The following is a 22,604-nucleotide window of genomic DNA, read 5'->3' as shown; positions in this document are numbered from 1 at the left end:
TCGCGCCGTTTGCCTATAGCACAAATTTGCCGAGCCCACGCTACGGCGCGTCGTACCTTTGCGGCCGCATTGCGCCAACGCGCAATTCTTCACTCCACACTTATCCTCAAGAATATGGGCCTCCGCTGCGGTATCGTGGGCTTGCCGAACGTCGGCAAATCCACCCTGTTCAACGCGTTATCCAACGCCAAAGCCGAATCGGCCAACTACCCGTTCTGCACCATTGAGCCCAACGTGGGCGTAATTACTGTGCCCGACGAGCGCCTGCAAATCCTGGAGGCGCTGGTGAACCCCAAGCGCGTGCTGCCCACCATCATCGAGTTCGTCGACATTGCCGGCCTCGTGAAGGGCGCCAGCAAGGGCGAGGGCTTGGGCAATAAATTCCTGGCCAATATCCGCGAGGTGGACGCCATCATCCACGTGGTGCGCTGCTTCGACGACCCCAACATCGTGCACGTGGCTGGCGGCGTGGACCCGGTGTTCGACAAGGACGTGATTGACACCGAGCTGCAAATCAAGGATTTGGAGAGCATCGATAAGAAGCTAGTGAAGTCGGAGCGTAGTGCCAAGGCCGGCGACGCCGTGGCCAAGAAGGAAGTGGCGGGCCTGCAGAAATTCAAAGTAGCTCTCGAAGCTGGCCAGAACGCCCGCGCCGTGGCCGCCACCGCCGACGACCTGGAGGCCGTGGCCGATTTGCAGCTGCTCACCATCAAGCCCGTGATTTACGTGGCCAACGTGGACGAGGCCAGCATCGCCACCGACGGCAACAACCACGTGGCCGCCCTGCGCGAACACGTCAAAGCCGAGGGGGCCCAAGTGGTACTGGTGTCGGCCGCCATTGAGTCGCAGATTGCCGACATGGAAGACCCCGAGGAAAAAGAGATGTTCCTGGGCGAGTACGGCCTCACCGAGTCGGGCCTCAACAAGCTCATCCGGGCCAGCTACGAGCTGCTGAACCTCATCACCTACTTCACCGCCGGCGTGCAGGAAGTGCGCGCCTGGACCATCCACCGCGGCGACAAGGCCCCGGCGGCGGCCGGCGTCATCCACTCCGATTTTGAGAAGGGCTTCATCCGCGCCGAGGTCATCAAACTGCCTGATTACCAGGAGTACAAAACCGAAGTAAAAATTAAAGAAGCCGGCCGCATGGCCGTGGAAGGCAAAGACTACGTGGTGCAAGACGGCGACATCATGCACTTCCGCTTCAACGTTTAGAACGGCTCTGCCTTCCGTAGCCCGTTTGGCCTGGACCGACCGCTGGCTGCTTCATAAGTAAAACAAAAGAGGGCCCCCAGGGGCCCTCTTTTGTTTATCCGTCGCTTTGGGTTTTTATTCGTTGCCCTGGGTGCGCGTGCCGGCGTAGTAGTACAGCTCGGCCAGCGACTTTTCGTAGCTAGCCTGCATGCTGGCCAGTTTCAGGCGGAGGTCGATGAGCTTGGTTTCGCGGGCGTTGATGAGGAACACCGTGCTTTCGCCGAGGTTGAACTTGGCCAGCTCGGCGCGCAGCAGGACGCGCTGGTTTTCGATGGTGAGGGCCTGGATGGCGAGCTGGCGCTCGTAGGCTTTGAGCGTGTTGTAGCTGGCATCGACCCGGTTGAGGATGGTGCGCCGGCTCTGCTGCTGCTCCAGCACGTTTTCCTGCACCTGGATGCGGGTGTACTGGAGCTTGCCGCGCTCCTGGCGCAGGAACAGCGGGAAGGCAAAATCGACGCCCACCTTGTAGTTGTCCCAGCCAAAGTTGTAGGTGGCCGGCACCTCGTTGCGGTAGAAATCGCCCTGGCTTAGCAGCGTGCCGCTGGCGTTGATCTTGGGCTTGAGCATCTCGCGCCGGTAGCGCTCCTCGATGCCGAGCTGGCGGATTTTGGCGTCCAGCTTGCGCAGCGTGGGGTGCTGCACGGCGGCCTGCGTGCGCAAGCGGCTCAGCTCGGCCGTGTCGAGGCGGGCCAGGGCGGGGTCCTGCGGCAAAGCGCGGGTGGGCAGCTCTACGGGCTGGGCGTCGCCGTTCCAGAGGTGGTTGGAGAGCACGAGGCGAGCGTTTTGCAGCTCCACGCGTAGCTGCTCGGCCTGCACGAGGCGGTCCTGGGCGGTGATGCGGGCCTCCACCGAGTCGATGGGGGCCTGGTCGCCCACGTCCACCCGGCGGCTCACGGCCTGGAAGCGGCCCTCGGCCAGCGCCACGCCCTCCTGAATGAGGGCGGTTTGCTGGTAGGCGTAGTACCAGTTCCAATAGTCCTTGGCCGCTTGCAGCCACACTTCGTTGATCTGCTTCACACGGTCGGCCTCGGCCGCGTCCACCATGATGCGGGCCTGGCGCAGGGTGCTGCGGCGCGCGTCGATGAGCAGGCCCTGGCCCAGCGGCACCGACAGGCCGATGCCGGCCAGGCCACCCACCGGCGTGCGGTGCTCGGGGTTGACGTAGGTGCCCACGTAGCGGTCGTAGCTGGCTTTCAGGTCCACGCCGCCCGGCCACAGGGGTACCTTCAGCTCGTTGGCCCAGTTGTTATAGTAGTTGGTGCCGCCGAACACCTTGCGGTCGAAGCCGGCGCCCAGCTTCGGGTCGAAGCCACCGCGCGCCTGCTGCACCTGGGTCCGGGCCTCGGCGCTGAGCAGCACCGCCTGCTTGACGATGGGGTGGTTGGCAAACACGAGTTCGGCCAGGTCTTGCAGCGAGAACACGCGCATGGTGTCGGCCGCCGTGCCGCGGGCGGGCACGGCCGGGGCCCCACCCAGCAGCAGCGGTGCGGCCGGCGTGGCCAGCTTGCCGGGCGTGGTGGGGTCGGAAGTGGGGCGGCGCGGGGCGAGCTGCCCGGGCGCCAGTTGGCCGGGCCCAAGCTGGCCCGGGGCCCCCTGGCCCGACGGCGGCAAGCCCTGCGCCCACAGGCCCAGGGGCCCCAGCGCCAGGAGCAGGGCCCCCAGCGCCGCGGCTAGTTGCGGGAATTTCCTCACGACTTGCTGCCCTCTCCTTTGTCGCCTTTGCCTTCGGTCTTGATGGGCGAGCCATCGGGCGCGGTGGTCAGGGTGGGGGGGAAGCCGTTGAGCTGCCGCCAGATTTCGTACCACACGGGCACCGAATCCAAAATCACCCAGCCGTAGACGCCCGAGCCCAGGCGCAGCTGCGGCGGCCAGGGCTGGTCGCCGGGCTGCGTTTGCACCGGGCGCACCAGCAGCCGGTAGCGGCCATTGGTGCTGCTCACCACGTCAATCACCGACACGGTGCCGCCGAACGTGCCCACCGCCACCGACGGCCAGCCCGAGAACTGGATGGCCGGCCAGCCGTCGAACTGCAGCCGCACCTGGCGGCCCCGCTGGATGAGCGGCACGTCCATGGCGCGCACGTACAGCTCTGCGGCTAGCACTGGGGCCTCGGGCTGGAGCGTGGCGATGGACTCGCCCTCCTTTATGGTTTCGCCGATGCCCGCCTTGAGCGTGCGCACCAAGTAGCCGGTCTGCGGGGCCCGCACAATGTAGAGGCCGCGGCGCACGGCCACGTTGCTGATCTTGTTGCGCAGGGCCGCCACCTCGCCCTCCGAGCTGGCGCGGCTCGACACGGCCGAGCTGCGGTCGGACTCGGTTTTGGCCAGGTTTTCTTGGTACTTGGCCTGGATTTCGGACAGCGCGATGATGCTGTTGGCCAGGGCGTCGCGGCTGCTGCCCAGCTTGTTGCGCTGCGATACCACCTTGGCCAAGTCGTTTTGCAGGTTCAGGCGACGGGCCTCAATGTCCGTCAGCGAAAACAGGCCGTTCTGGTAGCCGGCCTCGTAGCGGGCCAGCCGGTTCTGGGCAATGCGGTAGGCGTTGGTGATGGCCACCAAGTCGGCGCTGTCCATCGATACCGTGTTGCGGGCCTGGTCCACGCGGTTGCGGGCGGCGGCCAAGCCCACGGTCAGGCTCGTTTGCAGGGCCACAATCTGGCGGCTGGCGGCCGCAATGCGGGCCCCGTTGGCGGCCACGTTGCCGCGCTTGGCGGCCAGCTGCTCGCCCAGGCGCTCGGGCAGGTTGGGGTCGAAGTACTCGTCCTTGATTTCGGAGAGCGTGAGCAGCGTGTCGCCGCGGTGCACAAATTGGCCCTCGCGCACGGCCCAGTGCTCGATGCGGCCCGCAATGGCGTTTTGGATGTTCTGGGGCCGGTCTTCGGGCGTGAGGGCGGTGAGCGTGCCGTTGCCCTCGATGGTTTGCCGCCAGGGCAAAAACAGGATGATGACGAAGGCCACGACGGCCACCATCATGATGCGGCCCAGCCGGCGCCCACCACCGGCGTCGAGCAGCTCGGGGCGGCTGAGGCGGGGCGCGTCCTGCCACACCACCCGGTCCACGTTTTGGTTGGATAGGTTAAGCATGGGCGGGGTGATTAGTGGCGAGGGGCAGATCGGTGACGGCGCCCAACTTCTCCACCCCGGTCAGGGCGTCGAAGATGGTGCCCACCCCGGTCATGAGTTTTTCAATCGAGCCGCTGATCTGCACAATCAGCACCTCGGCGGCCACAAACTGGCCCAGCGTCATCTGGCGCGACACCACAAACAGCGTGCCCGCCACCAGCAGCCCCCCCGTGAGCAGGGCCCGCAGCGCCACCGTGTAGGTAAAGTAGCGCTTCAGCACCCGGAAGTGGGCGTTGCGGGCCTTCAGGTACTCGGCCGTCAGCTCGTCGGTGCGCACCAGGGCCTGCGTTTGCCGCCCCGCGTCCTGGCGGTAGGCGGGCAGGTCGCCGGCCACTTGCTCGAGCAGGGCCACCACCTCGTACTTATAAGCCGATTCTTCGATGCTCGTGCGCAGGGCCCGGCGGTAGTTCACGGAATAAATCAGCGCCAGCAGCAGCAGGGTGAGCAGGCCAAAGGCAATGAACACCGGGTGGTAAAAGGCCAGCACAATCACCCCAAACAGCACCTGAAACCCCGCAAACATCAAGTCGATCAGGATTTTGGTGAGGCTTTTCTGAACGGTTAAGATGTCAAAAAACCGGTTCACCAGCTCCGGCGGATTCGAGCCCTCCAGGGCCCCGGGGGCGATGCGCGGCAGGCGCCAGGCAAACTCGATAGCGGCCTTGGCAAACAGGCGCTGCTCGATGGCTTCCACCAGCGTCATTTGTCCGATGAGCAGTACGCCGCCTAGCACCACGCCCAGAAACACCACCCCGATCAGGATGTAAGTTGAGGCAAACACGGCCCCCGTCGACACCAAGTTGAACACCGCCTGCGTTCCCAGCGGCAGGGTGAGGCTGATGAGGCCGGTGAGTACAGCGTAGAAAATAATGTAATTGATCGTCTGCCGCTCCGTGTCCAGCATGCGCGTCAGGCGCTGCCAGGCAGTGGGCGGGGGAAGATTAGCGGAATGAGATGCCATGCAGAGAAAAAAGCCGGCGGCGCCGGCAGGTGATTTAAAGAGTTACAAATTTCGGGCTTAGTCTACTGTCGCGGTATTAAATAGTGATTAAATCGGCATTAATTAAAATTAAAAATGACAAACTAAAAATTTGATAATCAAATTTTTAGTTTGTCATTTTTAATTTTAGCCCCACTGTATAAACCGTTCTGGAAGGGCAGGTTAGCAAGCCGTTGTGCGCAGCCAGCTATTGCGCAATGCCGCCAAATTGGGGCCCCGGGCAACGCCTTGCCCCGGGGCCCCAGACAGTTATTTGCCCACCACTTTGTAGAGCATGCCCTTGGTGAGGCGGTCGGTGGTTTTCATGCCGTTGAGGATGGCCAGCTCCTCGTAGCGGCCCTTGGCGATGCCGTTGGCGGCCAGGGCGGCGGCGAGCGTGGTGGTGCCGGTGGCAGTTTTGATGCGGATTTTTTCGGGCTGGCGGTTCAGCTTGCTGGCCTCGGTGAGGCGGCCGAAGCCCTTGGCCACGGCCTCAAACTGCGGCGCGTAGGTAGTAAACGAGGAAGCTGCCGCCAGGCCGATGAAGGCGTATACGGACTTGCCGTCTTGCAGCAGGTAGGCGCGCACGTGGGCCCCGGCCCCTTCCTGGGTGGCGGCCTGGTCGCCCTCCACCACGGCGGCCGGAAAGCCGTTGAGCGTGGTGTTCTGGGCCTGGGCCCCGGTGAGGCCCAACTGCTTCACCAACGCCTGAGAAGCCTCCTGGACGGTGCCGGTGCCGGCCCCCAGGAAGGCCAGCAAAGCCTTGCCGTTGGGCTCGGCCATCTGGAATTGCTCGGGCGAGTTCTGGGTTTTCCAGCCGCTGGGCACCGGGAAGCGGAACTTCAGGTCGGGGTGGTAAAACACGTTACCCTCCACAAAGCCCTGGCGCGGGTCTTCGCCAAACGGCAGGCCCTCGATGGCGCGCAGGTACTGGTCGCGGTTCACGGCCAGGGCGCGGTTGCCCACCGATTGCTTGGCCTGCGCGGCCAGGCCCTTCACCCGCTGGTAGCGGTCGGCCGAGTTGGGGTGGGTGGAGAGGAAGGTGGGGGTGGAGGAGCCGCTCTGCTCCTCGGTGCGTTGCAGGGTGAGGAAGAAATCGGCCATCTGGCTGGCGTCGTAGCCAATTTTGGTCGAGTATTTCACGCCCAGGCCGTCGGCCTCGTTTTCATCGCCGCGGCTGTACTTGAGCATCCACAGCCCCACGCCCTGCTGCACCGCGCCCCCGATGGACTGCATGACCCGGGGGGCCGCAATTTGGCCCAGCAACATGCCAATGCCGGCAATGGTGTTGTTGCGCTTCTGCTTTTTGCCGTGCTGGGCGGTGATGTGGCCCAGCTCGTGGCCCAGCACGCCGGTAAACTGCGCCTCGTTGTTGAAGTACGCCATGATGCCGCGCGTGAAGTACACGTGGCCCTCGGGCGTGGCAAAGGCGTTGATGACCGGCGAATCGACGATGGTGAAGCCGTAGTCGCCGGGGCGGTCCGATACGGCCTCCATCTGCTGGCCCTTGGCGTTGATGAGGCGTTGCAGGGCGGGGTTGTTGTAAAGGCCAAATTGGGCAATAACGGCCGGGTCGGGCTTGTTGCCTTGCAGCGGGTGGGCGGTGGGGGCGGCGGGCAGGCCCGGGGTGGTGGGGGCGGCGCTGGCCAGGGGCAGCAGCAGGGCCAGGGCCCCGGCGCGGAGAAAAGGAAGGCTCATAGAAGAAGGCAAAACGGCGGTAATTAGCGCGGCCGTAGCGGCGGTGCTCCCCCCAACGTGCCAAAGTGGTGCCAAGGTTGCGGGGGCTTCACAAAACCTACACCCGCCGGGGGCGGCGCGGGGCGTAAATTTGCGGTATTCCGCCTTTTTGCTTTGCCTTATGACGTCGCTCCGTTCCTTACCCGCCTGCCTGCCCGCCGCCCTGCTGCTGCTCGCCTGCGGCCGCCAGCCCCAGGCCGCCAACCCCAGCCGCTTCACCGCGTCGCCGCCCACCATCGACGGCCTAAGCACCGATTGGGGCCCCGACTCGCTGCGCTACGACGTTGAGAGCAAGCTTCAGTACGCGGTGCTCAACGACCAGCGGGCCGTGTACGTGCGCCTGAAAGTATCGGACCCCATGACGCAGGGGCGCCTGCTGAGCCAGGGCTTCACGGTGTGGCTCGACAGCACGGGGCAGAACCAGCAGCAGCTGGGCGTGCGCTACAAGCTGCACCCCGAGCCCGTGGCCAAGCCCGAGCTCGACGCCAACGGCCAGCCCGTGGCCGCTGCCCCCATGAGCCTCAAAGACCGCCGCGCCCGCCTGGCCCAGGCCCTGGCCGACGTGCACGATATGGAGCTGCTCAACTACAAAGGCAACAAGGAGCCTACCTACACCGATACCCAGTCGCCGCTCGGCGTGAAGCTCGGCCTGGCCCTTGATGCGCAGGACAACATCGTGTACGAGCTGGCCGTGCCCCTGCGCCTGCTCTACCGCAAGGTGCCCAACCTGGCCAGCGGCCAGCGCGCCAAGGTGGGCGTCACGGTGCTCAGCAACCGCATGGCCATGCCCAAAGGCAGCGGTGCCGACGACAGCGGCTACGGCGTGGGCGGCAGCAACGGCGGCATGGGCGGGCGCGGCGGCATGGGCGGCTACGGCGGCCGGGGCTACGGCGGCGGGGGCATGCGCGGCGGCTACATGGGGCCCCAGCCCCTCACCCTCAAGGTCAACGCCCAGCTCAGCGGGCAGTAGGGCCCCGGCGAGTTAGTTAGGGCCCCCAGGCGTTCGTGAAAAGCAAACCATCCGGTCCGGCTCATCTGGCGTAAGCGCAGCCGAAGCATCTCTACTGCTGGGTAAACCAATCGCTGAACGATTCGGATTACTCATGCGGGAGAGGTGCTTCGGCTGCGCGGACGCCAGGTGAGCAGGACCGTTTTTGTGGGGTTTACCCTGCGCGCCCCAACTGCTACCTAGCGTTGGCGTCGATGGCCTGGTAGCCGATGAGCAGGTCGGTGCGGGTGCCGGGCGGGCGGTAATACACCAGGAGGTCGTACTGGTTTTCGGTTTCGTAGTGGCTGCCCTCGAAGTAGGTTTCGTCGGCCGAGCCGTCGGGGCGGGCCACGGCGTAGCTGTAGTTGTAGTAGCCCTGCTTCAGCCGCGCGTGGCCGGTGTACATATGGTTGGCCTCATCGTAGGTGAGGCGGTAGGCGTCCTTCAACTGCCAGTCCGACAGGGCCCCCAGCACGTACACGGGGCCCGGGGCAGGCTGGTCGGCGCGGAGCTGGAAGGTTACGTCGGCGTAGTCGGCGTTGGTGGCGCCGTTGCCGTACTCGCGGCTCTCGAACACGCGGCGGCCGTTGGCGTCCACGTACTGGAAGTAGCCCAGGCCGGCGCGGGTGGTTTCGGGCACCAGGGCCACGGTCGTGGGGCGGGCGCGCAGGTCGAGGTGCAGCACGTTCTGGCCCACGGTCTGGATGGAGCGGGTATCGAAGTAGCGGTACTCGCTCAGGCCCGGAAATGTATTTTCGTAATTAAAATACTGGTAGTCAAGCCGACGCTCGGCATCGCGCACGAAGGTGGGGCGCAGGCCGTAGCGGGCGTTATCCCAGCGGAAGTTCTGGCGCAGCACCACCTGCACTTCGGCCGCGGGGTTCACCAGCTCCACGCCGCCGTAGCTGAGGCTGAAGTTGAGCTGCTGGAGCGTAAAGCGCTGGTTGCCGCCCGGGGCCAGGCCCAGCTGCAGGGCCACAGCCACCTGGTTTTCGTACACCAGCAGCCGGCGCGAGAGCAGCGGGGCCCCCGTGCCGTCCTGCACCACCCACAGGTAGTTGCCGCTCACCTTCAGGGCCGGGGCCCGCAGCGCGTAGTGGAAGTACGGCACCTTGCCGCCGATGCCAATCTTGTAGTCGGTAATCAAAAACTCGTTGATGTCGGTCAGGAACTGGTTGTCAATCAGCGTCGAGGGCTGCCAGTTGGCGTCGCAGTACACCAGCCGGGCCAGCAGGCGCGGGGCCTGGTCGCCGAGCACGTCAAACTCCAGCGCCAGCGACTGGCTCTGGCCCAGCGGTACCACCGGCGGCTGGAAAATGGCCGTGTTGACGCCCGTGGCCACGTAGCACTGCACGCTCTGCACAAAGTCCGAGTAGGTAGCGTCGGCGTAGCGCAGCGCGGGCGCGCTGGCCGGGGCCCCCGCGCGGGCCCGGTTCACGGTGGTGGGGGCCGTAGCGGTAGAAGTAGAGGTGATGGGCGTGCCCAGCGGCACGCAGGCCGCGGCGAGGAGCAGCAAAGGGTAGGGCAGGAGGGGCAGGAAGCGCATGGGGCGAAAGTACCGCTGCGCTATCTTTCCGCCCCTGGGGCCCCGTGCCCCGCCCACCCAAACCGCCTTCCCGCCATGGACCTGAAAATAAACCGCCTGCAACACATCGGCCTGCCCATCACCGACATCGAAGCGTCCCAGGCCTTCTACGAGCGGCTCGGCTTCCACCGCGCCATGAACGCCACCTTCGACCACGAGGGGGCCCCCGGCCAGGTGTCGATGATGCAGCGCGGCGACATCACCCTCGAACTTTACCAAATGCCCGAGCCCGAGCTCAGCCGCGTGCGGCAGCGCCGCGACGGCCGCATCGACCACGTGGCCTTCGACGTGGACGACATCGACGCCACCTACGCCCTGCTGAAAAGCGAAGGCTTCACGATTATTGAAGACCAGCCCGTTTTCCTAAATTTTTGGGCCCGCGGCTGCAAGTTTTTCAACCTGCTGGGCCCCGACGGCGAGCGGCTGGAGTTCTGCCAGATTCTGTGAGGCAGAGGGGCTGCGAACCAGACTCCGCCCAGTATATTTTTCTGGCTAGGGCCCCAGCCGAAAGGGCCCCAACCCAAGCCGTGGCAAATCGGTTGAGGCTATAAACCCCTTTTTTATAGCTCTATGGCTACTTCCATCGCATTCAAAGACCCCGAAGATCAGGCCTGGGAGCAGGTAAGTGCGGGCGTAACGCGCACTTTGCTGCGTGCCGAGCCAGGCGAAAAGCGGGTGCTCATCAAAATCGAGGCTGGCCGTACGTACCCGCCGCACGCCCACGCCACCCCCGACGAGGTATTTGTGGTAGCCGGCACGTACTGCGACCCCGGCGTGGAAAATGGCCGCGCGTTCGCAGCCGGCTCCTACGTCTACTACCCGCCTGACACCGAGCACCGCGCCAGCAGCCCCAGCGGCTCTGAGGGCTGCACGATCCTAGTTTGGAACGCGGGCGTGCCGGGGTAAGCAGGCAGCACGGCCGTTTTATTAATCCAGTAGTTTCTCAGACATGAAAAAGCCCCGCCAGCAACTGCTGGTGGGGCTTTTTGGGTGTTGGCCCAGAAATTCTACATTTCCGCCAGCATTTCCCAGCGGTCGTTCAGGCGGCCCAGTTCCTTCTTTACCTGCTCAAATTTCATCGTGGCATCTTTGAGCATCGCGGTGTTTTGGTAAATCTTGGGGTCGGCCAGCTCTTTTTCGTAGCCCGCTAATTCCTTTTCCAAGGTGTCGATTTTGGCTTCTACTTCGGCTAATTCTTTGAGTGCCTTCTTCTGGTCGGGCGACGAAGTTTTGGCGGGGGCGGCTTCGGCTTTTTTCTCCTCTTTGGGTTGGGGCTTGGGGGCGCTGGGGCTGGGCAGGCCGGCTTTTTTGGCGGCCTTTTCGCGGTCTTCCTGCCACTGCTCGTACTCGGCGTAGGTGCCGGGGTACTCCTTTAGCTGGAAATCCTCGATGTACCAGATTTTGGTGGCCACGTTCTCCACGAAGAAGCGGTCGTGGCTGATGACGATGAACGTGCCCTGGTACTGCTCCAGGGCCTGAATCAGGATGTTCACCGACACCATGTCCAAGTGGTTGGTCGGTTCGTCAAGCAGCAGGAAGTTGGCTTCCGAAATCAGGGTTTTGGCCAGGGCCACGCGGCTTTTCTCGCCGCCGCTCAGCACCTTAATTTTCTTGAAAACCTGGTCGCCCGTGAACAGGAACGAGCCCAGCACCGAGCGCAGCTCCATGTCGTTGCGCTTCGAGCCGGCCTCGCTCATCTCCTGGATAATCTCGTTGTCCATCGTCAGCGACTCCAGCTGGTGCTGGGCGAAAAACGACATGATGACGTTGTGACCCAGCTGGTGCTTGCCCGCGGTGGGGGCCTCCGAGCCGGCCACCAGGCGCATGAGCGTCGACTTGCCCTTGCCGTTGGCGCCAATCAAGGCAATCTTGTCGCCCCGCTCAATGTGCACGTTCGTGTCGCGGAAAATCAGCTTCTCGTCGTACTTCTTCGTCACGTGCTCCATGCGCAGGATGTGCCGGCCGGGCTCCACCTTGAACTGGAACTTGATGTTGACCTTGGCCGCGTCGCTGGCCACGTCCTCGATGCGCTCGAGCTTGTCCAGCGCCTTCACGCGGCTCTGGGCCTGCTTGGCCTTGCTGGCCTTGGCCTTGAAGCGCTCGATGAACCGCTCGGCGGCCCGAATCTGCGACTGCTGGTTTTCGAAAGCGCCCTTCTGGATGAGGTTGCGCTCCTCTTTTTCCTCCAAGTAAAAGGAGTAGTTGCCGGCGTAGGGCACCAGCTTGCCGCCGGTCACTTCCACGGTGGTGTTGGTGGTGCGGTCGAGGAACTCGCGGTCGTGGCTCACGATGATAACCGCACCCTCGTAGTCGGCCAGGTAGTTCTCAATCCACTTAATGGACGGCAGGTCCAAGTGGTTGGTGGGTTCGTCGAGCAGCAGCAGCGACGGCTGCTGGAGCAGGATTTTGGCCAGCATCACGCGCATGCGCCAGCCGCCCGAAAATGACTTCAGCGGCTTTTGCAGCTCCTCGGTGCCGAAGCCCAGGCCCTCCAGAATCTCCTCGGCACGCGACTGCATGGTGTAGCCGCCCAGGGCCTCGAACCGCTCCTGCAAGGCGGCCAGCTTCTCCACCAAATCGTCGGTGTAGTCGGTTTCGAACTTCACCAGAATCGCCTCAATCTCGTCCTGCAAGCGCAGCGCCTCCTCGAAGGCCTGCATGGCCACGTGCAGGATGCTCTCGTGCGTGTCGTAGCTCAGCAGGTCCTGGTTGAGGAAGCCCAGGCTCACCTCTTTGCTCATCGAAATGCTGCCGCCGTCGGCCTTGTACTCGCCCACCAGCAGCCGCAGCAGCGTGGATTTGCCGGTGCCGTTGAGGCCGATGAGGCCGATTTTGTCTTTGGGCTTGATGTGCAGGCTGGCGTTGTCGTACAGCGTACGGGAGCCAAAGTGAAAGTCGAGGTCGGAAATGGAAATCATCGGGTGCGGCGTATTGAAGGGCAAAGGTACGGCACACGGGGCCCGGCCGCTACCGCCCCGGGGCCCCGGCCGCACAACCGCGCCCCGCGCCGGGGCGTATGGCAACCCATCTACTGTTGCAATCATCCCCAGTTCATGCCCGCTCGCCCCTTCCTTACCGCTGCTTTTAGGGCCCCCGCCCGCCGCCTGGCCCCGCTGGCTGGCCTGCTGGCCCTGGCCGCCTGCTCCAAAAACGACATTGCCCTGGCCCCGCCCGAGGCCCCCGAGACGGTGGTTTTCACCAAGTCGGCCGTTTATCCCGAGGGCGTGCAGTACGACGCCGCCGGCAGCCGCTTTCTGGTCAGCTCGCAAACCGCGGGCACCGTGGGGGCCGTGGCCGACAACGGCACCTACACCGAATTTGCCACCGACGCCGCCTTGGTGTCGAGCATTGGCCTGAACCTGGACGCCGGCCGCAACCGCCTGCTGGTGGCCGTGTCGGACCCCGGCTACAACACCGCCCGTACCAGCGCGGCCACGCTGCGTAAACTCGCACGCTTGGCCATCTTCAACCGCGACAACGGCCAGCTGGTGCGCTCCGTGGACCTGGGGGCTTTGTTGCCCGCCCTCAACCACTTCGCTAACGACATTGCCGTGGATGCCCAAGGCAACGCCTATGTAACCGACAGCTTCGCGCCCATTATCTATAAAGTAGACCTGCAGGGCAATGCCACGGTGCTGCTCAACAACTCTCAGTTCGTGGCACCGGCCGGCACGTTTGGCCTCAACGGCATCGTGTACCACCCCGATGGCTACCTGCTGGTGGCCAAGTCCGACGAGGGGGCCCTATTCAAGGTGCCCCTCAGTGACCCCACGACTTTTTCCCGCGTGACGACCACCGGCCTGAACCTGACCGGGGCCGACGGCATGCGCCTGCAAGACAACAACACGCTGCAAGTGAGCACCAACGCCCAGGCCAAGGTGCAGCGCCTCACCACCGCCAACGCCTGGGGCGCGGCCGCGCTCAGCGGTACCTTCGCCACCCCGCCGCAGTACCCCACCACCCTGGCCGCCCGCACCGGCACCGACGGCTACGTGCTCTATTCCAACCTCAACGCCCTGCAAACCAACCAACAGCCGCCGGTGAGCCAGTTCACCATCGCCCGGCTGCGGTTCCAGTAGGGGCCCCAGGGCCCCTGGTTTTCGTTCGCCTTTTTGCCCGCCGCAATGCTCGCCATCACGTCCATGCTGCACCCGCGCAATGCCCAGCGGGTCAACAAAATCATTGCCGAGCTCGAAGCCAAGTTTGGCCTGAAGGCCGTGCAAGCCACGCCCGCCCCGCACTTCACCTTCATGCTGGCAGCGGTGCGCAGCATCGAAACCCTCCGCAACTCGCTGGCCGAGGTGGCAGCCACCACGCCGCCGTTTTCGGCCTATACCACTGGCATCGGCATCTTCCCGGGGCCCAAGCCGGTGGTATACATCCCCGTGCTGCGCTCGTTCGACCTCAACCACATCCACCAGCGCGTGCTCGACGTGACGCAGCCGCTCTGCAAGGGCACCGACCGCTTCAACTCGCCCTCGCGCTGGCTGCCCCACCTCTCGCTGGCCCTGCACGACACCACGCCCGAAACCCTGGGCCCCGTATTGCAATTCCTGAACGAGAGTACCTACAACATGCGCCTGAACATCAACAACATCGGCATCATGCAGAAGAAGGGTAGCCTCTACAAATGCGTAGAAAAAGTAGAGCTGACGGGCCGCGACTAAGGCCTGGAAATTTGGGGCTGCCCGTGTAAGGCGGCCACTGGTAAGGCACTCAAGCCTGGGGCCCTGCTAGCGGCCGCCTGCACAACGGCTTACGGCGCGTTTGGGCGGCGGCTACTTCGTTAGCGGCTCCAACTCGCCTTTTTGGTCGAGGCTCTGCCAGAGGTACTTGCAAGCCAGGGAGCGGTAGGGGCGCCAGGCTTCGGCGCGGGCCAGCATCTCCTTTTGCAGGGCCCGGCCGGTGGTTTCGAGGCCGTAGTGGCGGCGCATGGCATTTTGGATGCCCAGGTCGCCTTCGGCAAACACGTCGGGCTGGTCGAGGGCGAACATTTGCAGCATCTGGGCCGTCCAGCGCCCCACGCCCCGGATGGCCGTCAGGTGCTGGGTGAAAGCCTCCTCGCTAAGGCTGGTGAGGTGCTCGTAGTCGAGCAGGCCGCGCTCGTTGTATTCGGCAATGGCGCGGAGGTAGCCGGCCTTCTGGCGCGAGAGGCCCACCTGGCGTAGGTCGTCCTCGCTCATTTCCAGCAAGATGCGCGGCTCGGGGTAGCCCTCGGGCTTAAACAACGACGTGAACCGCCCCCAGATGGCCGCCGCCGCCTTGGTCGAAATCTGCTGGCTGACGATGGCGCGCAGCAGGGCCAGGTATAGGTCTTCGTGGGCGCGGGGCGTAATGGCAGGGCCCCGGGCAATGAGGGCGGCCAGCACCGCATCGGCGGCGCTCAGGTGCTGAAGGGCAGCGGTTTGGGGCATTTTGGGGAGTTATAAAGCTAAGGGTTAAAAGTGAAAACAGGGCCGGCCGGTTCACTTTTAACCCTTAACTTTTAACTGAGGTCGCGCGGGTCGGTGGGCAAGGAGATGATTTCCAGCACCTCGCCCGTGGCGCTGAGGCGCACGCCGGTGAGGGCCTGGCCGCGGTAGGCCCCCGTGTCGAGGTACAGGGCCTGGGCGGCGGCATCGAAGCGGGGGCGGCCGTCGGCGGTGGGGGTGTGGCCCACCACTTGCAGCTTGCCCAGGTTCAGCAGGGGCCCCCGGCGCCAGAGCGAGCCGTCGGGGTTGGTGGGGTCGAAGGGGAAGGCGGTATCGGCCCGGCCGGCGTGCGAGAGCAGCAGGTGGTCGCTTTCCCAAAAGGCGGGGCGCTCGGCCAGCCAGGCCGTGTGGGGCCCCAGCCAGGACGGGTGGCGGGTGCGGTACTGGTGCAGGGTTTCGCGCCCGCCCCAGCCCAGCCACTCGGGCAGGGGCCCGGCGGGGCCCAGGTGCTGGGCCATGCCCCAATCGTGGTTGCCCAGGATAAAAACGGCGTTTTCGGGGTCGTGCTGCTGGAGCTGGCGGGCCAGCTCCACCACGCCCGGGCTGTCGGTACCGCGGTCTACGAGGTCGCCTACCTGCACGAGGCGCTCGGTGGCCGGCCGCCAGTGCCGCAGTAGGGCATTGAACGTGTGGAAGCACCCGTGCACATCGCCGATAACAAATAAATCCATGCAGCCTTAAAGAATGAGCTGTTGGCTATTAGCGGATAGCCGTTAGCGTTCGCTCAATAAACCAGTCGATTACGCCGTATTCGCCGCATAATCAACGTCGTCGAACTGCTTGGTTAACGGCTGTGAAGAAAAAACGGCCGGCCCCGCGCCCCTAGTGGCCCCCGGGTGCGGGCCGGCTTAGGCCCAGGCGCCGCACCAGGGGCCCGATGGTGAGGCCCTGGCCGACGATGCTGAACACCACCACCACGTAGGTGAGGCCCACCAGCAGCTCGCGCGGCAGGGTGGCGGGCAGGCTCAGGGCCAGCGCCACCGAGAGGCCCCCGCGCAGCCCCCCCCACACCAGCACCGGGAAGCTGCCGTCGTTTTCAGGAAACGCCGCCCCAATGCGCAAAATTCGCAGCGGCACGAACACCGCCACGGTGCGCGCCGTCAGCACCACCGCCACGGCCGCTAGCCCCGCCAGCAGCGTGGGGGTACTGATGTCGAGCACCAGCGCCTCCAGGCCCATGAGCACGAAAAGCAGCGCGTTCAGCACCTCGTCGAGCAGCTCCCAAAACTTGTCCACGTAGTCCTGCGACATGTCTGAGAGCACGCCGCGGGTGCGGCTGAGGTGGCCCACCAGCAGGCCGGCCATCACCATGGCCAGGGGCCCCGAGGTGTGCAGGGCCGAAGCCAGGGCCGTGCCGCCGGCCACCAGCCCGAGGGTAATGAGCACCTCCGTTTGGTAGTGGTTGATGCTGCGCAGCAGCCAGGCCCCGCCCAGGCCCAGGGCCGTGCCCAGGGCCAGCCCGCCCAGGGCCTCCTGCGCAAACAGCCGCAGGGCGTGGCCCACCGAAAAATCCTGGGGCCCCACGGTGGCCACTTCCAGCGTCACCACAAACAGCACCAGGCCCACGCCGTCGTTGAACAGCGACTCGCCCACAATCTTGGTTTCCAAGGGCTTGTCGATGTTGGCCTTGGTGAGGATGCTGAGCACCGCGACGGGGTCGGTGGGCGAAATGAGGGACCCGAACACCAGGCAGTAGATGAACGGCGTGGGCAGCCCAAACAGCGGCAGCAGCAGGTACATGGCCCCGCCCACCACGCCCGTGCTCAGGAGCGTGCCCAGGGTGGCCATCAGGCCCACCGCCCCGCGCAGGGCCCCCAGCCGGCGCGTGTCCACGTGCAGCGAGCCGGCAAAGAGCAGGAAGCCCAGCATCACCTGCACCACCAGGGTGCTAAAGTCGAGCTTCTGCACCACCTGCGCCAAGTGCAGCACCGGCGCGTACTGGAAGCGCGCCAGGCCCACCAGCGCCAGCGAGGCCGCCAGCCCCAGCACCATCAGCCCGATGGCCGGCGGCATCCGCAAAAAGCGCTGGTTGAGGTAAGCAAATGCCGCCGCTGTTGTCAGCAGCAGGGCCAGGGCGTTGTATAATTCCATTCAAATGAGTGAGTTGGCGAGGTGGTGAATCGGCGAAGGTTTTGTCATTCTGCGCATCAAGCAGAGATGAAGGACCTTCTCACCGTTGCGCGGTTTGCATTAATTAATGGTTTACTACAAACCGTTTCATTGTCCCCAAGTCCTTTGTTTCTGCTTGATGCGCAGGATGACAGAGGACTAATTCTTTGCTGCCGACAGCAGCGCTGCTTCCACGCGGGCCAGGCCGGCATCGTCCACGTCGAGGTGCGTCACGAAGCGCACCCACTGGGGCCCAAACTCGCTGGCCTTGATGCCGTGGGCTTCCAAATGCGCCAGGAAGGTGGCGGTGGGCAGGGCCTCGTGGAGGCGGAAAATGACGAGGTTGGTTTCCGGGGCCAGCACCTCTGCCACGTAGGGCTGGCGGGCCAGGGCCCCGGCGAGGCGGGCGGCGCGGGCGTGGTCGTCGGCGAGGCGGGCCACGTGGTGCTCGAGGGCGTAGAGGCCCGCCGCGGCCAGGTAGCCGGCCTGCCGCCACCCGCCCCCGAAGGCCTTGCGCAGCCGCTTGCACTTTTGGATGAACGCCGCCGAGCCCAGCAGCACCGAGCCCACGGGGGCCCCCAGGCCCTTGCTCAGGCACACCGAAATGGAATCGAAGAGCTGGCCGTAGTCCTCCGTGCGCTGGCCGGTGGCCACGGCGGCGTTGAACACCCGGGCCCCGTCGAGGTGCAGCGGCAGCTGGTGGCGGCGCGCCACCTCGGCAATGGCCAGCAGCTCGGGCCAGGCGTAGCAACTGCCGCCGCCGCGGTTGTGGCTGTTTTCCAGGCAAATAAGGCGCGTGGTGGGGTAGTGGATGTTGGTGGGCCGGATGGCGGCTTCCACCTGCGCGGCCGTGACGCGGCCCCGCTCGCCGGGTAGCAGCGCCACGCTGGCCCCCGAGTGGAAGGCGATGCCGCCCACTTCCCAGAGGTACACGTGGGCCGTTTGCTCGCAAATTACTTCGCTCAGCGGCTCGGTGTGGGCCTTGATGGCAATCTGGTTGGTCATGGTGCCCGAGGGGCAAAACAGGCCGGCTGCGAGGCCGAAGCGGGCGGCGGTGGCGGCTTCGAGGCGGGCCACGGTGGGATCTTCTTCGTACACGTCGTCGCCCACCGGGGCCCCCCACATGGCTTCCAGCATGGCCGGGGTGGGGCGCGTCACAGTGTCGGAGCGCAGGTCGACGAGGGGCAGGGCGGGGGCGGGCATGGGGGGAGCAGCAGAAAAAAACGACGGAACGGGCCGGCAGCGGCCCAGGGCAAAAGTAGCCCGCAGGGCCCCGGCACCCATCCCAAACCGCTTAAATGGCCCCTCGTTTTTACTTTCCAAATTAAAGCCGTACTTTTGCCCTCCATTTCCTAAGCAATAAGACCTTAACCGCCCGGCACCATGTCCGTTACCCGCCTCAAGCGCAAGCACCGCAAAAACATTGCCCGCGCCAACAACAAGCAGCACATCATCAAAAACCTGCTCCGTACCCCGGTGCTGAAAAACGTGGACCTGGACGAGCTGAAGAGCCGTTTTGCTACGCCCGAAGGTGCTGCCCCGGCCGCCAAAGCTGATGCCAAAGCCCCGAAAGCGGCCAAAGAGGCCAAGCCCGAGTCGCTGGTGGACAAAGCCAAGCACGCCGTGAGCGACGCTGTGGACGCTGTATCGCACTCGGCCGTGGTGGAGAAAGCCAAAGAAGTGGCCGGCAACGTGGTGGACACCGTGAAGCACGCCGTGGGCGCCGACGCCCCCGCTGACAAAACCGCTGAAAACGCTGCCGATTTCGACAGCGCCGACGCCGTGACCAAGCCCGTGAACGCCGACGGCCAGGAAGGCACGCACCCCAAGCCCGAAATCTCCCTGTAAGGCGTTTCGCCAAGCAGCAGCTAATCTTAAAAAGCGCCTGCCCCACCCGGGGCAGGTGCTTTTTGCGTTTCCAGCAGGTTTTATAGAACGTTACGCCGGGCTTGTTGGAATACCTCCACTGCCCTATTAGCCAAGATTATGTAGCAGTAGATCTGCTTTTGCTGCGTGGCTGCCAACTGAGTGCGGACGGGCCGACTGGGCACCCGGGGGCCCCAAGCGCGGGGGGCTACGGGCGCACGCGGCTCCTTACCTTGCGGTCATGAAACACGGCCTTTGCGTTGTTATAATCAGCTTGTTGGCTTGGCGGCGGCGGCCCAGACTGCCCTGAATCCCCGGCTCAAGCACGAGCTGGACAGCATTTACGCGGTGGACCAACGCTACCGCGCCATGCTGTTCGACCCGCGCCTCAACCGCCGCCCCGATTCGCTGGCCGCCGCGCTGGGCGTGGCGAAGGCGGAACTCAACACAACCATCATGGACCGGATGCGCCGCACCGACGCCACCAACCTGGGGCGCACGCAAGCCATTTTGCAGCAGTACGGCTACCCCGGCACCTCGCTGGTGGGGGCCCCCACCAATGAGGCCGCGTGGCACGTAATTCAGCACAACCCGGCGCTCATCGACCAGTACTTGCCGATGATGAAAACGGCCGCGGAAAAGGGCGAGCTGCCCTTTTTTCGCTACGCCGTGATGCTGGACCGCCAGTTGCAGCACGCCGGCCAGGCGCAGCTCTACGGCTCGCAGGTGATTGGCTACAACGGCCAGCCGCCCTTCGTCTGGCCCATCCAAAACCCGGCGCAGGTGAACCAGCGCCGCCGGCAGGCCGGTTTTAAAACCACGGTGGAGGAAAACGCCGCCAGCCTGGGGGCCCCTTACAAAGCGCTAACCTTGGAAGACGTGGCCAAAATGCCCAAACAGTAGCGCCCGGGCCCGCTCACCAGCCGCCGGGCCGGGGCCCCGCGCTACTCCAGGGCCCCGCGCTACTCCAGGGCCCCGCGCTACTCCAGGGCCCCGCGCTACTCCAGGGCCCCGCGCTTGCCCAGTTCCACGGCCTGCAAGTCCACCACTTTGCCGGCGTCGATGCCGAAGCGCAGCAGCGTGCGCACCTGGTGGAAGCCGTGGCGGCCGGCCGCGCCGGGGTTGAGGTGCAGCAGGCCGCGGCCCTTATCGGGCATCACGCGCAAAATGTGCGAGTGGCCCGTGACGAACAGGCCGGGCCGGGCGGCGTCGAGCAGGGGGCGGGCCGCCGGGGCGTAGTGGCCCGGGTAGCCGCCGATGTGGGTGATGAGCACGCGCAGGCCCTCGACCACAAAATCCTGCACCAGGGGCTCGGTGCGGCGCACGTCGGCCCCGTCGATGTTGCCGTACACGCCCCGGAACACCGGCGCCAGCACCTCCAGGGCCCCCACCACGGCGGCGCTGCCGAAGTCGCCGGCGTGCCAAATCTCGTCGCAGTCGCGTAGGTGGTGCGCGATGCGCTCGTCGAAATAGCCGTGGGTGTCGGAGAGCAGGCCGATGCGTTTCATGCGGCAAAGATGGGCCCCGGCTCGCCCAAAGCGACGCGGCCCCGTATCTTGCGGGGCGGGGCCCACGGGGCCCGGCGGCCCATTCACTCCCCGACCTTTGCTCCGATGAATCTCTTCATCAACGATATTCCGCTGGTTATCAAGAAACTAAGCGAAAAAGTGTACAAACATAAGTACGACCTCGTGCTGGGCCCCGAGCAGGAGTTCACGTCGAAAGACCTGGTGGGCGACGTGCTGGTGCGCGACGCCACGGCCGCGTTCCTCGACCGCCTGCTGCGGCTGATGGAGGTGAAAAAGCTCAAAAAGCTGACCTCCCTCACCATGCTGGTGCGCAAGAAGGGCATGCTCATTCAGCACCTGAAGGACCAGTTCAAGATTGCCAAGGCCGCCGGCGGCCTGGTGGTGAAAGACGGCCAGGTGCTGATGATTTACCGCCTGGGCAAGTGGGACTTGCCTAAGGGCAAGCTCAAAAGCGACGAGGACACCGTGCTGGGGGCCCTGCGCGAGGTGGAGGAGGAAACCAACATCAAGCTGGCCATCGGCGAGGAGCTGCCCAGCACCTGGCACAGCTACGCCTACAAGGGCAACAAAATGCTGAAGAAAACCAGCTGGTTTGTGATGCAGTGCCTCGACGACTCGGTGATGAAGCCTCAGGCCGAGGAATACATCGAGGAAGTGCGCTGGATGACGCCCCAGGAAGCCCTGGCCAAGCTCGACAATTCCTACGCCTCCATTGCCCTGGTGATGCGCCACTACCTGAGCAAGGCCGGTGGCGGCAAGCCATCGAAAGAAGCCGTCGCGACCGGCAAATAGGCGTACCTTAGTGTTATGGGTCGTTCAGCCAAGTTTTTGCCCTTGCTGCTGCTGGCGGCCGCAGCGCAGCTGGCCTGCTCGCGGGCCCGCGAGCACGAAGACAGCCCCGCCGCCCACGGGCTGGTAGCGCCCGCCCGCACGGCGGCCACCCCGGCCGTGAACGTGGCGGCCGTGGTGGGCCACTCCATCGACGAGGTGCGCCGGCAGCTGGGGCCCGCCCGGGCCCTGCCCGCCGGCTTCGAAGACCCCATGGGCCGGAGCGCCAACGACTCGACCCTGGCCTTCCGGCCGCAGGGCCTGATGGTGTTGGCCAGCTACGACGCCCGCACCCGCCAGGTGCTCGACCTGCTGGTGCTGGGCAACGACGAAGAAGCCCTCATGCGCCGCACCGGCCTGCTGGCCGGGGCCCCGGGCTACCTGCTGCTGCCGGTGTTTGCCGCCAGCCACCGCACCCGGTTGGTGGGCTTGCGCATCGTGCCCCGCGGGTAGCACCTGAGCCGGCGGCCCAGCTGGCCCGGCGTTCAACGCCCCATTGCAGGGCCCCCACGAGCGGCACATCAGCCACTTGGCCAACTGGCCATTAAGCCAACAGCTAAGAAAAAGGCGGGGCGGGCGGCAGCGGGAAGGGCACAAAGTCGCGCACGTCGCCGCCGTAGCGGTGAATGTCGCGGATGATGGTGCTGCTGATGGCCGCCAGCGGCGGGGCCGTGATGAGGAACACCGATTCCAGGCCGGGGTTGACGTGGCGGTTGGCTTGGGCGATGGTGTTTTCGTACTCGAAATCGGTGGTATTGCGCAGCCCGCGCAATAGAAACTGGGCCCCCACCGCGCGGGCGTACTCCGCCGTGAGGCCCCGGAACGTGCGCACCGACACCCGCGGCTCGTCGGCAAATACGCCCTCAATGAGCCCGAGCATCTGCTCCAGGGGCAGGTAGCGCTGCTTGCTGCTGTTGGTGCCAATGGCCACAATCACCTCATCAAACAGCGCCGTGCCGCGCCGCACCACGTCGAGGTGCCCGTTGGTGAACGGGTCGAACGAACCAGGAAAAAGGGCAATTCGGGCCACGGGAAGAAGAATTATGGGTTGGTTGTTTTTTATAAGTGCTACTGAAAACGGTCATGCTGAGCATGATGTTTTAAAGGCCTCATAACCAAATTATAGAGTCATTCTT

22 protein-coding genes are annotated in these 22,604 nt (G+C 64.9%); 10 read left to right on the top strand and 12 right to left on the bottom strand.

Features of this window, described 5'->3' with window-relative positions; genetic code table 11:
* The first annotated feature begins 114 nt into the window (after positions 1 to 114).
* The gene (gene ychF, locus EAH73_RS09710; RefSeq protein WP_140466288.1) at positions 115 to 1,215 is read left to right on the top strand and encodes a redox-regulated ATPase YchF; all 1,101 of its coding nucleotides are present in this window, start codon (positions 115 to 117) and stop codon (positions 1,213 to 1,215) included.
* A 114-nt stretch (positions 1,216 to 1,329) separates the two neighbouring features.
* On the opposite strand, the gene EAH73_RS09705 is transcribed toward ychF, so the two are convergent.
* From EAH73_RS09705 to EAH73_RS09690, 4 genes are all read right to left on the bottom strand, one after another.
* Positions 1,330 to 2,946 carry a TolC family protein gene (locus EAH73_RS09705; protein ID WP_240047198.1) on the bottom strand — a complete coding sequence of 539 codons (1,617 nt, stop codon included), beginning with the start codon at positions 2,944 to 2,946 and terminating at the stop codon, positions 1,330 to 1,332.
* The gene (locus EAH73_RS09700) at positions 2,943 to 4,337 is read right to left on the bottom strand and encodes an HlyD family secretion protein (protein ID WP_140466287.1); all 1,395 of its coding nucleotides are present in this window, start codon (positions 4,335 to 4,337) and stop codon (positions 2,943 to 2,945) included. Before EAH73_RS09700 ends, EAH73_RS09705 begins: the two co-directional genes overlap by 4 nt.
* A complete protein-coding gene (locus tag EAH73_RS09695) occupies positions 4,330 to 5,337 on the bottom strand; it encodes an ABC transporter transmembrane domain-containing protein (RefSeq protein WP_140466286.1) in 1,008 nt (335 codons plus the stop codon). The genes EAH73_RS09700 and EAH73_RS09695 overlap by 8 nt, the downstream gene beginning before the upstream one ends.
* A 288-nt stretch (positions 5,338 to 5,625) precedes the next feature.
* Positions 5,626 to 7,053, bottom strand: coding sequence for a M48 family metalloprotease (locus EAH73_RS09690; protein ID WP_240047197.1), 1,428 nt, complete (start codon positions 7,051 to 7,053; stop codon positions 5,626 to 5,628).
* A gap of 160 nt (positions 7,054 to 7,213) precedes the next feature.
* On the opposite strand from EAH73_RS09690, the gene EAH73_RS09685 reads away from it, so the two are divergent.
* A complete protein-coding gene (locus tag EAH73_RS09685) occupies positions 7,214 to 8,062 on the top strand; it encodes a hypothetical protein (RefSeq protein ID WP_140466284.1) in 849 nt (282 codons plus the stop codon).
* 214 nt (positions 8,063 to 8,276) lie between these two features.
* Here EAH73_RS09685 and EAH73_RS09680 read toward each other — a convergent pair whose 3' ends face one another.
* Positions 8,277 to 9,626: a type IX secretion system plug protein domain-containing protein gene (locus EAH73_RS09680; RefSeq protein ID WP_140466283.1), complete on the bottom strand. Its 1,350-nt coding sequence runs from the start codon at positions 9,624 to 9,626 to the stop codon at positions 8,277 to 8,279.
* Positions 9,627 to 9,701: 75 nt separating this feature from the next.
* Here EAH73_RS09680 and EAH73_RS09675 point away from each other — a divergent pair, with 75 nt between their 5' ends.
* Together EAH73_RS09675 and EAH73_RS09670 are read left to right on the top strand one after the other, a co-directional pair.
* The gene (locus tag EAH73_RS09675) at positions 9,702 to 10,112 is read left to right on the top strand and encodes a VOC family protein (protein ID WP_140466282.1); all 411 of its coding nucleotides are present in this window, start codon (positions 9,702 to 9,704) and stop codon (positions 10,110 to 10,112) included.
* Between the two features lie 123 nt (positions 10,113 to 10,235).
* On the top strand, positions 10,236 to 10,571 hold the full coding sequence (locus EAH73_RS09670; protein WP_140466281.1) for a cupin domain-containing protein: 336 nt from the start codon (positions 10,236 to 10,238) through the stop codon (positions 10,569 to 10,571).
* A 101-nt stretch (positions 10,572 to 10,672) separates the two neighbouring features.
* Here EAH73_RS09670 and EAH73_RS09665 read toward each other — a convergent pair whose 3' ends face one another.
* The gene (locus EAH73_RS09665; protein WP_140466280.1) at positions 10,673 to 12,583 is read right to left on the bottom strand and encodes an ABC-F family ATP-binding cassette domain-containing protein; all 1,911 of its coding nucleotides are present in this window, start codon (positions 12,581 to 12,583) and stop codon (positions 10,673 to 10,675) included.
* A gap of 135 nt (positions 12,584 to 12,718) precedes the next feature.
* Between EAH73_RS09665 and EAH73_RS09660 the strand changes: the two genes are divergently transcribed.
* Both EAH73_RS09660 and EAH73_RS09655 read left to right on the top strand, forming a co-directional pair.
* On the top strand, positions 12,719 to 13,744 hold the full coding sequence (locus EAH73_RS09660; RefSeq protein ID WP_140466279.1) for an SMP-30/gluconolactonase/LRE family protein: 1,026 nt from the start codon (positions 12,719 to 12,721) through the stop codon (positions 13,742 to 13,744).
* A 45-nt stretch (positions 13,745 to 13,789) separates the two neighbouring features.
* On the top strand, positions 13,790 to 14,332 hold the full coding sequence (locus tag EAH73_RS09655) for a 2'-5' RNA ligase family protein (protein ID WP_140466278.1): 543 nt from the start codon (positions 13,790 to 13,792) through the stop codon (positions 14,330 to 14,332).
* A 111-nt stretch (positions 14,333 to 14,443) separates the two neighbouring features.
* Here EAH73_RS09655 and EAH73_RS09650 read toward each other — a convergent pair whose 3' ends face one another.
* From EAH73_RS09650 to EAH73_RS09635, 4 genes are all read right to left on the bottom strand, one after another.
* The gene (locus tag EAH73_RS09650; RefSeq protein ID WP_140466277.1) at positions 14,444 to 15,079 is read right to left on the bottom strand and encodes a DNA-3-methyladenine glycosylase family protein; all 636 of its coding nucleotides are present in this window, start codon (positions 15,077 to 15,079) and stop codon (positions 14,444 to 14,446) included.
* A 71-nt stretch (positions 15,080 to 15,150) separates the two neighbouring features.
* A complete protein-coding gene (locus EAH73_RS09645; RefSeq protein ID WP_140466276.1) occupies positions 15,151 to 15,807 on the bottom strand; it encodes a metallophosphoesterase in 657 nt (218 codons plus the stop codon).
* Positions 15,808 to 15,958: 151 nt separating this feature from the next.
* Positions 15,959 to 17,227: a cation:proton antiporter gene (locus tag EAH73_RS09640; RefSeq protein ID WP_140466275.1), complete on the bottom strand. Its 1,269-nt coding sequence runs from the start codon at positions 17,225 to 17,227 to the stop codon at positions 15,959 to 15,961.
* 177 nt (positions 17,228 to 17,404) lie between these two features.
* On the bottom strand, positions 17,405 to 18,448 hold the full coding sequence (locus tag EAH73_RS09635) for a threonine aldolase family protein (RefSeq protein WP_140466274.1): 1,044 nt from the start codon (positions 18,446 to 18,448) through the stop codon (positions 17,405 to 17,407).
* Between the two features lie 180 nt (positions 18,449 to 18,628).
* Between EAH73_RS09635 and EAH73_RS09630 the strand changes: the two genes are divergently transcribed.
* The gene (locus EAH73_RS09630) at positions 18,629 to 19,093 is read left to right on the top strand and encodes a hypothetical protein (protein ID WP_140466273.1); all 465 of its coding nucleotides are present in this window, start codon (positions 18,629 to 18,631) and stop codon (positions 19,091 to 19,093) included.
* Between the two features lie 300 nt (positions 19,094 to 19,393).
* The gene (locus tag EAH73_RS09625; RefSeq protein ID WP_161599499.1) at positions 19,394 to 20,014 is read left to right on the top strand and encodes a DUF6624 domain-containing protein; all 621 of its coding nucleotides are present in this window, start codon (positions 19,394 to 19,396) and stop codon (positions 20,012 to 20,014) included.
* A 95-nt stretch (positions 20,015 to 20,109) separates the two neighbouring features.
* On the opposite strand, the gene EAH73_RS09620 is transcribed toward EAH73_RS09625, so the two are convergent.
* Positions 20,110 to 20,619, bottom strand: a complete 510-nt coding sequence (locus EAH73_RS09620; protein WP_140466271.1) for a metallophosphoesterase family protein — start codon at positions 20,617 to 20,619, stop codon at positions 20,110 to 20,112.
* 105 nt (positions 20,620 to 20,724) lie between these two features.
* On the opposite strand from EAH73_RS09620, the gene EAH73_RS09615 reads away from it, so the two are divergent.
* Together EAH73_RS09615 and EAH73_RS09610 are read left to right on the top strand one after the other, a co-directional pair.
* Positions 20,725 to 21,432, top strand: coding sequence for an NUDIX hydrolase (locus tag EAH73_RS09615; protein ID WP_140466270.1), 708 nt, complete (start codon positions 20,725 to 20,727; stop codon positions 21,430 to 21,432).
* Positions 21,433 to 21,447: 15 nt separating this feature from the next.
* Positions 21,448 to 21,921, top strand: a complete 474-nt coding sequence (locus tag EAH73_RS09610) for a hypothetical protein (RefSeq protein ID WP_140466269.1) — start codon at positions 21,448 to 21,450, stop codon at positions 21,919 to 21,921.
* 103 nt (positions 21,922 to 22,024) lie between these two features.
* Here EAH73_RS09610 and coaD read toward each other — a convergent pair whose 3' ends face one another.
* A complete protein-coding gene (gene coaD / locus EAH73_RS09605) occupies positions 22,025 to 22,498 on the bottom strand; it encodes a pantetheine-phosphate adenylyltransferase (protein WP_140466268.1) in 474 nt (157 codons plus the stop codon).
* Positions 22,499 to 22,604: the final 106 nt, after the last annotated feature.

It is taken from the genome of Hymenobacter nivis, from assembly GCF_006439025.1.
Classification (GTDB): Bacteria; Bacteroidota; Bacteroidia; order Cytophagales; family Hymenobacteraceae; genus Hymenobacter; species Hymenobacter nivis_A.
This window is presented reverse-complemented; position numbering and strand designations above follow the sequence as displayed.

Bases quoted from the DNA above. Each gene is read 5' to 3' on its own strand.
- ychF (WP_140466288.1), top strand. From the start codon at position 115: ATGGGCCTCCGCTGCGGTATCGTGGGCTTGCCGAACGTCGGCAAATCC.
- EAH73_RS09700 (WP_140466287.1), bottom strand. From the start codon at position 4,337: ATGCTTAACCTATCCAACCAAAACGTGGACCGGGTGGTGTGGCAGGAC.
- EAH73_RS09695 (WP_140466286.1), bottom strand. From the start codon at position 5,337: ATGGCATCTCATTCCGCTAATCTTCCCCCGCCCACTGCCTGGCAGCGC.
- EAH73_RS09690 (WP_240047197.1), bottom strand. From the start codon at position 7,053: ATGAGCCTTCCTTTTCTCCGCGCCGGGGCCCTGGCCCTGCTGCTGCCC.
- EAH73_RS09685 (WP_140466284.1), top strand. From the start codon at position 7,214: ATGACGTCGCTCCGTTCCTTACCCGCCTGCCTGCCCGCCGCCCTGCTG.
- EAH73_RS09680 (WP_140466283.1), bottom strand. From the start codon at position 9,626: ATGCGCTTCCTGCCCCTCCTGCCCTACCCTTTGCTGCTCCTCGCCGCG.
- EAH73_RS09675 (WP_140466282.1), top strand. From the start codon at position 9,702: ATGGACCTGAAAATAAACCGCCTGCAACACATCGGCCTGCCCATCACC.
- EAH73_RS09670 (WP_140466281.1), top strand. From the start codon at position 10,236: ATGGCTACTTCCATCGCATTCAAAGACCCCGAAGATCAGGCCTGGGAG.
- EAH73_RS09665 (WP_140466280.1), bottom strand. From the start codon at position 12,583: ATGATTTCCATTTCCGACCTCGACTTTCACTTTGGCTCCCGTACGCTG.
- EAH73_RS09660 (WP_140466279.1), top strand. From the start codon at position 12,719: ATGCCCGCTCGCCCCTTCCTTACCGCTGCTTTTAGGGCCCCCGCCCGC.
- EAH73_RS09655 (WP_140466278.1), top strand. From the start codon at position 13,790: ATGCTCGCCATCACGTCCATGCTGCACCCGCGCAATGCCCAGCGGGTC.
- EAH73_RS09650 (WP_140466277.1), bottom strand. From the start codon at position 15,079: ATGCCCCAAACCGCTGCCCTTCAGCACCTGAGCGCCGCCGATGCGGTG.
- EAH73_RS09645 (WP_140466276.1), bottom strand. From the start codon at position 15,807: ATGGATTTATTTGTTATCGGCGATGTGCACGGGTGCTTCCACACGTTC.
- EAH73_RS09640 (WP_140466275.1), bottom strand. From the start codon at position 17,227: ATGGAATTATACAACGCCCTGGCCCTGCTGCTGACAACAGCGGCGGCA.
- EAH73_RS09635 (WP_140466274.1), bottom strand. From the start codon at position 18,448: ATGCCCGCCCCCGCCCTGCCCCTCGTCGACCTGCGCTCCGACACTGTG.
- EAH73_RS09630 (WP_140466273.1), top strand. From the start codon at position 18,629: ATGTCCGTTACCCGCCTCAAGCGCAAGCACCGCAAAAACATTGCCCGC.
- EAH73_RS09620 (WP_140466271.1), bottom strand. From the start codon at position 20,619: ATGAAACGCATCGGCCTGCTCTCCGACACCCACGGCTATTTCGACGAG.
- EAH73_RS09615 (WP_140466270.1), top strand. From the start codon at position 20,725: ATGAATCTCTTCATCAACGATATTCCGCTGGTTATCAAGAAACTAAGC.
- EAH73_RS09610 (WP_140466269.1), top strand. From the start codon at position 21,448: ATGGGTCGTTCAGCCAAGTTTTTGCCCTTGCTGCTGCTGGCGGCCGCA.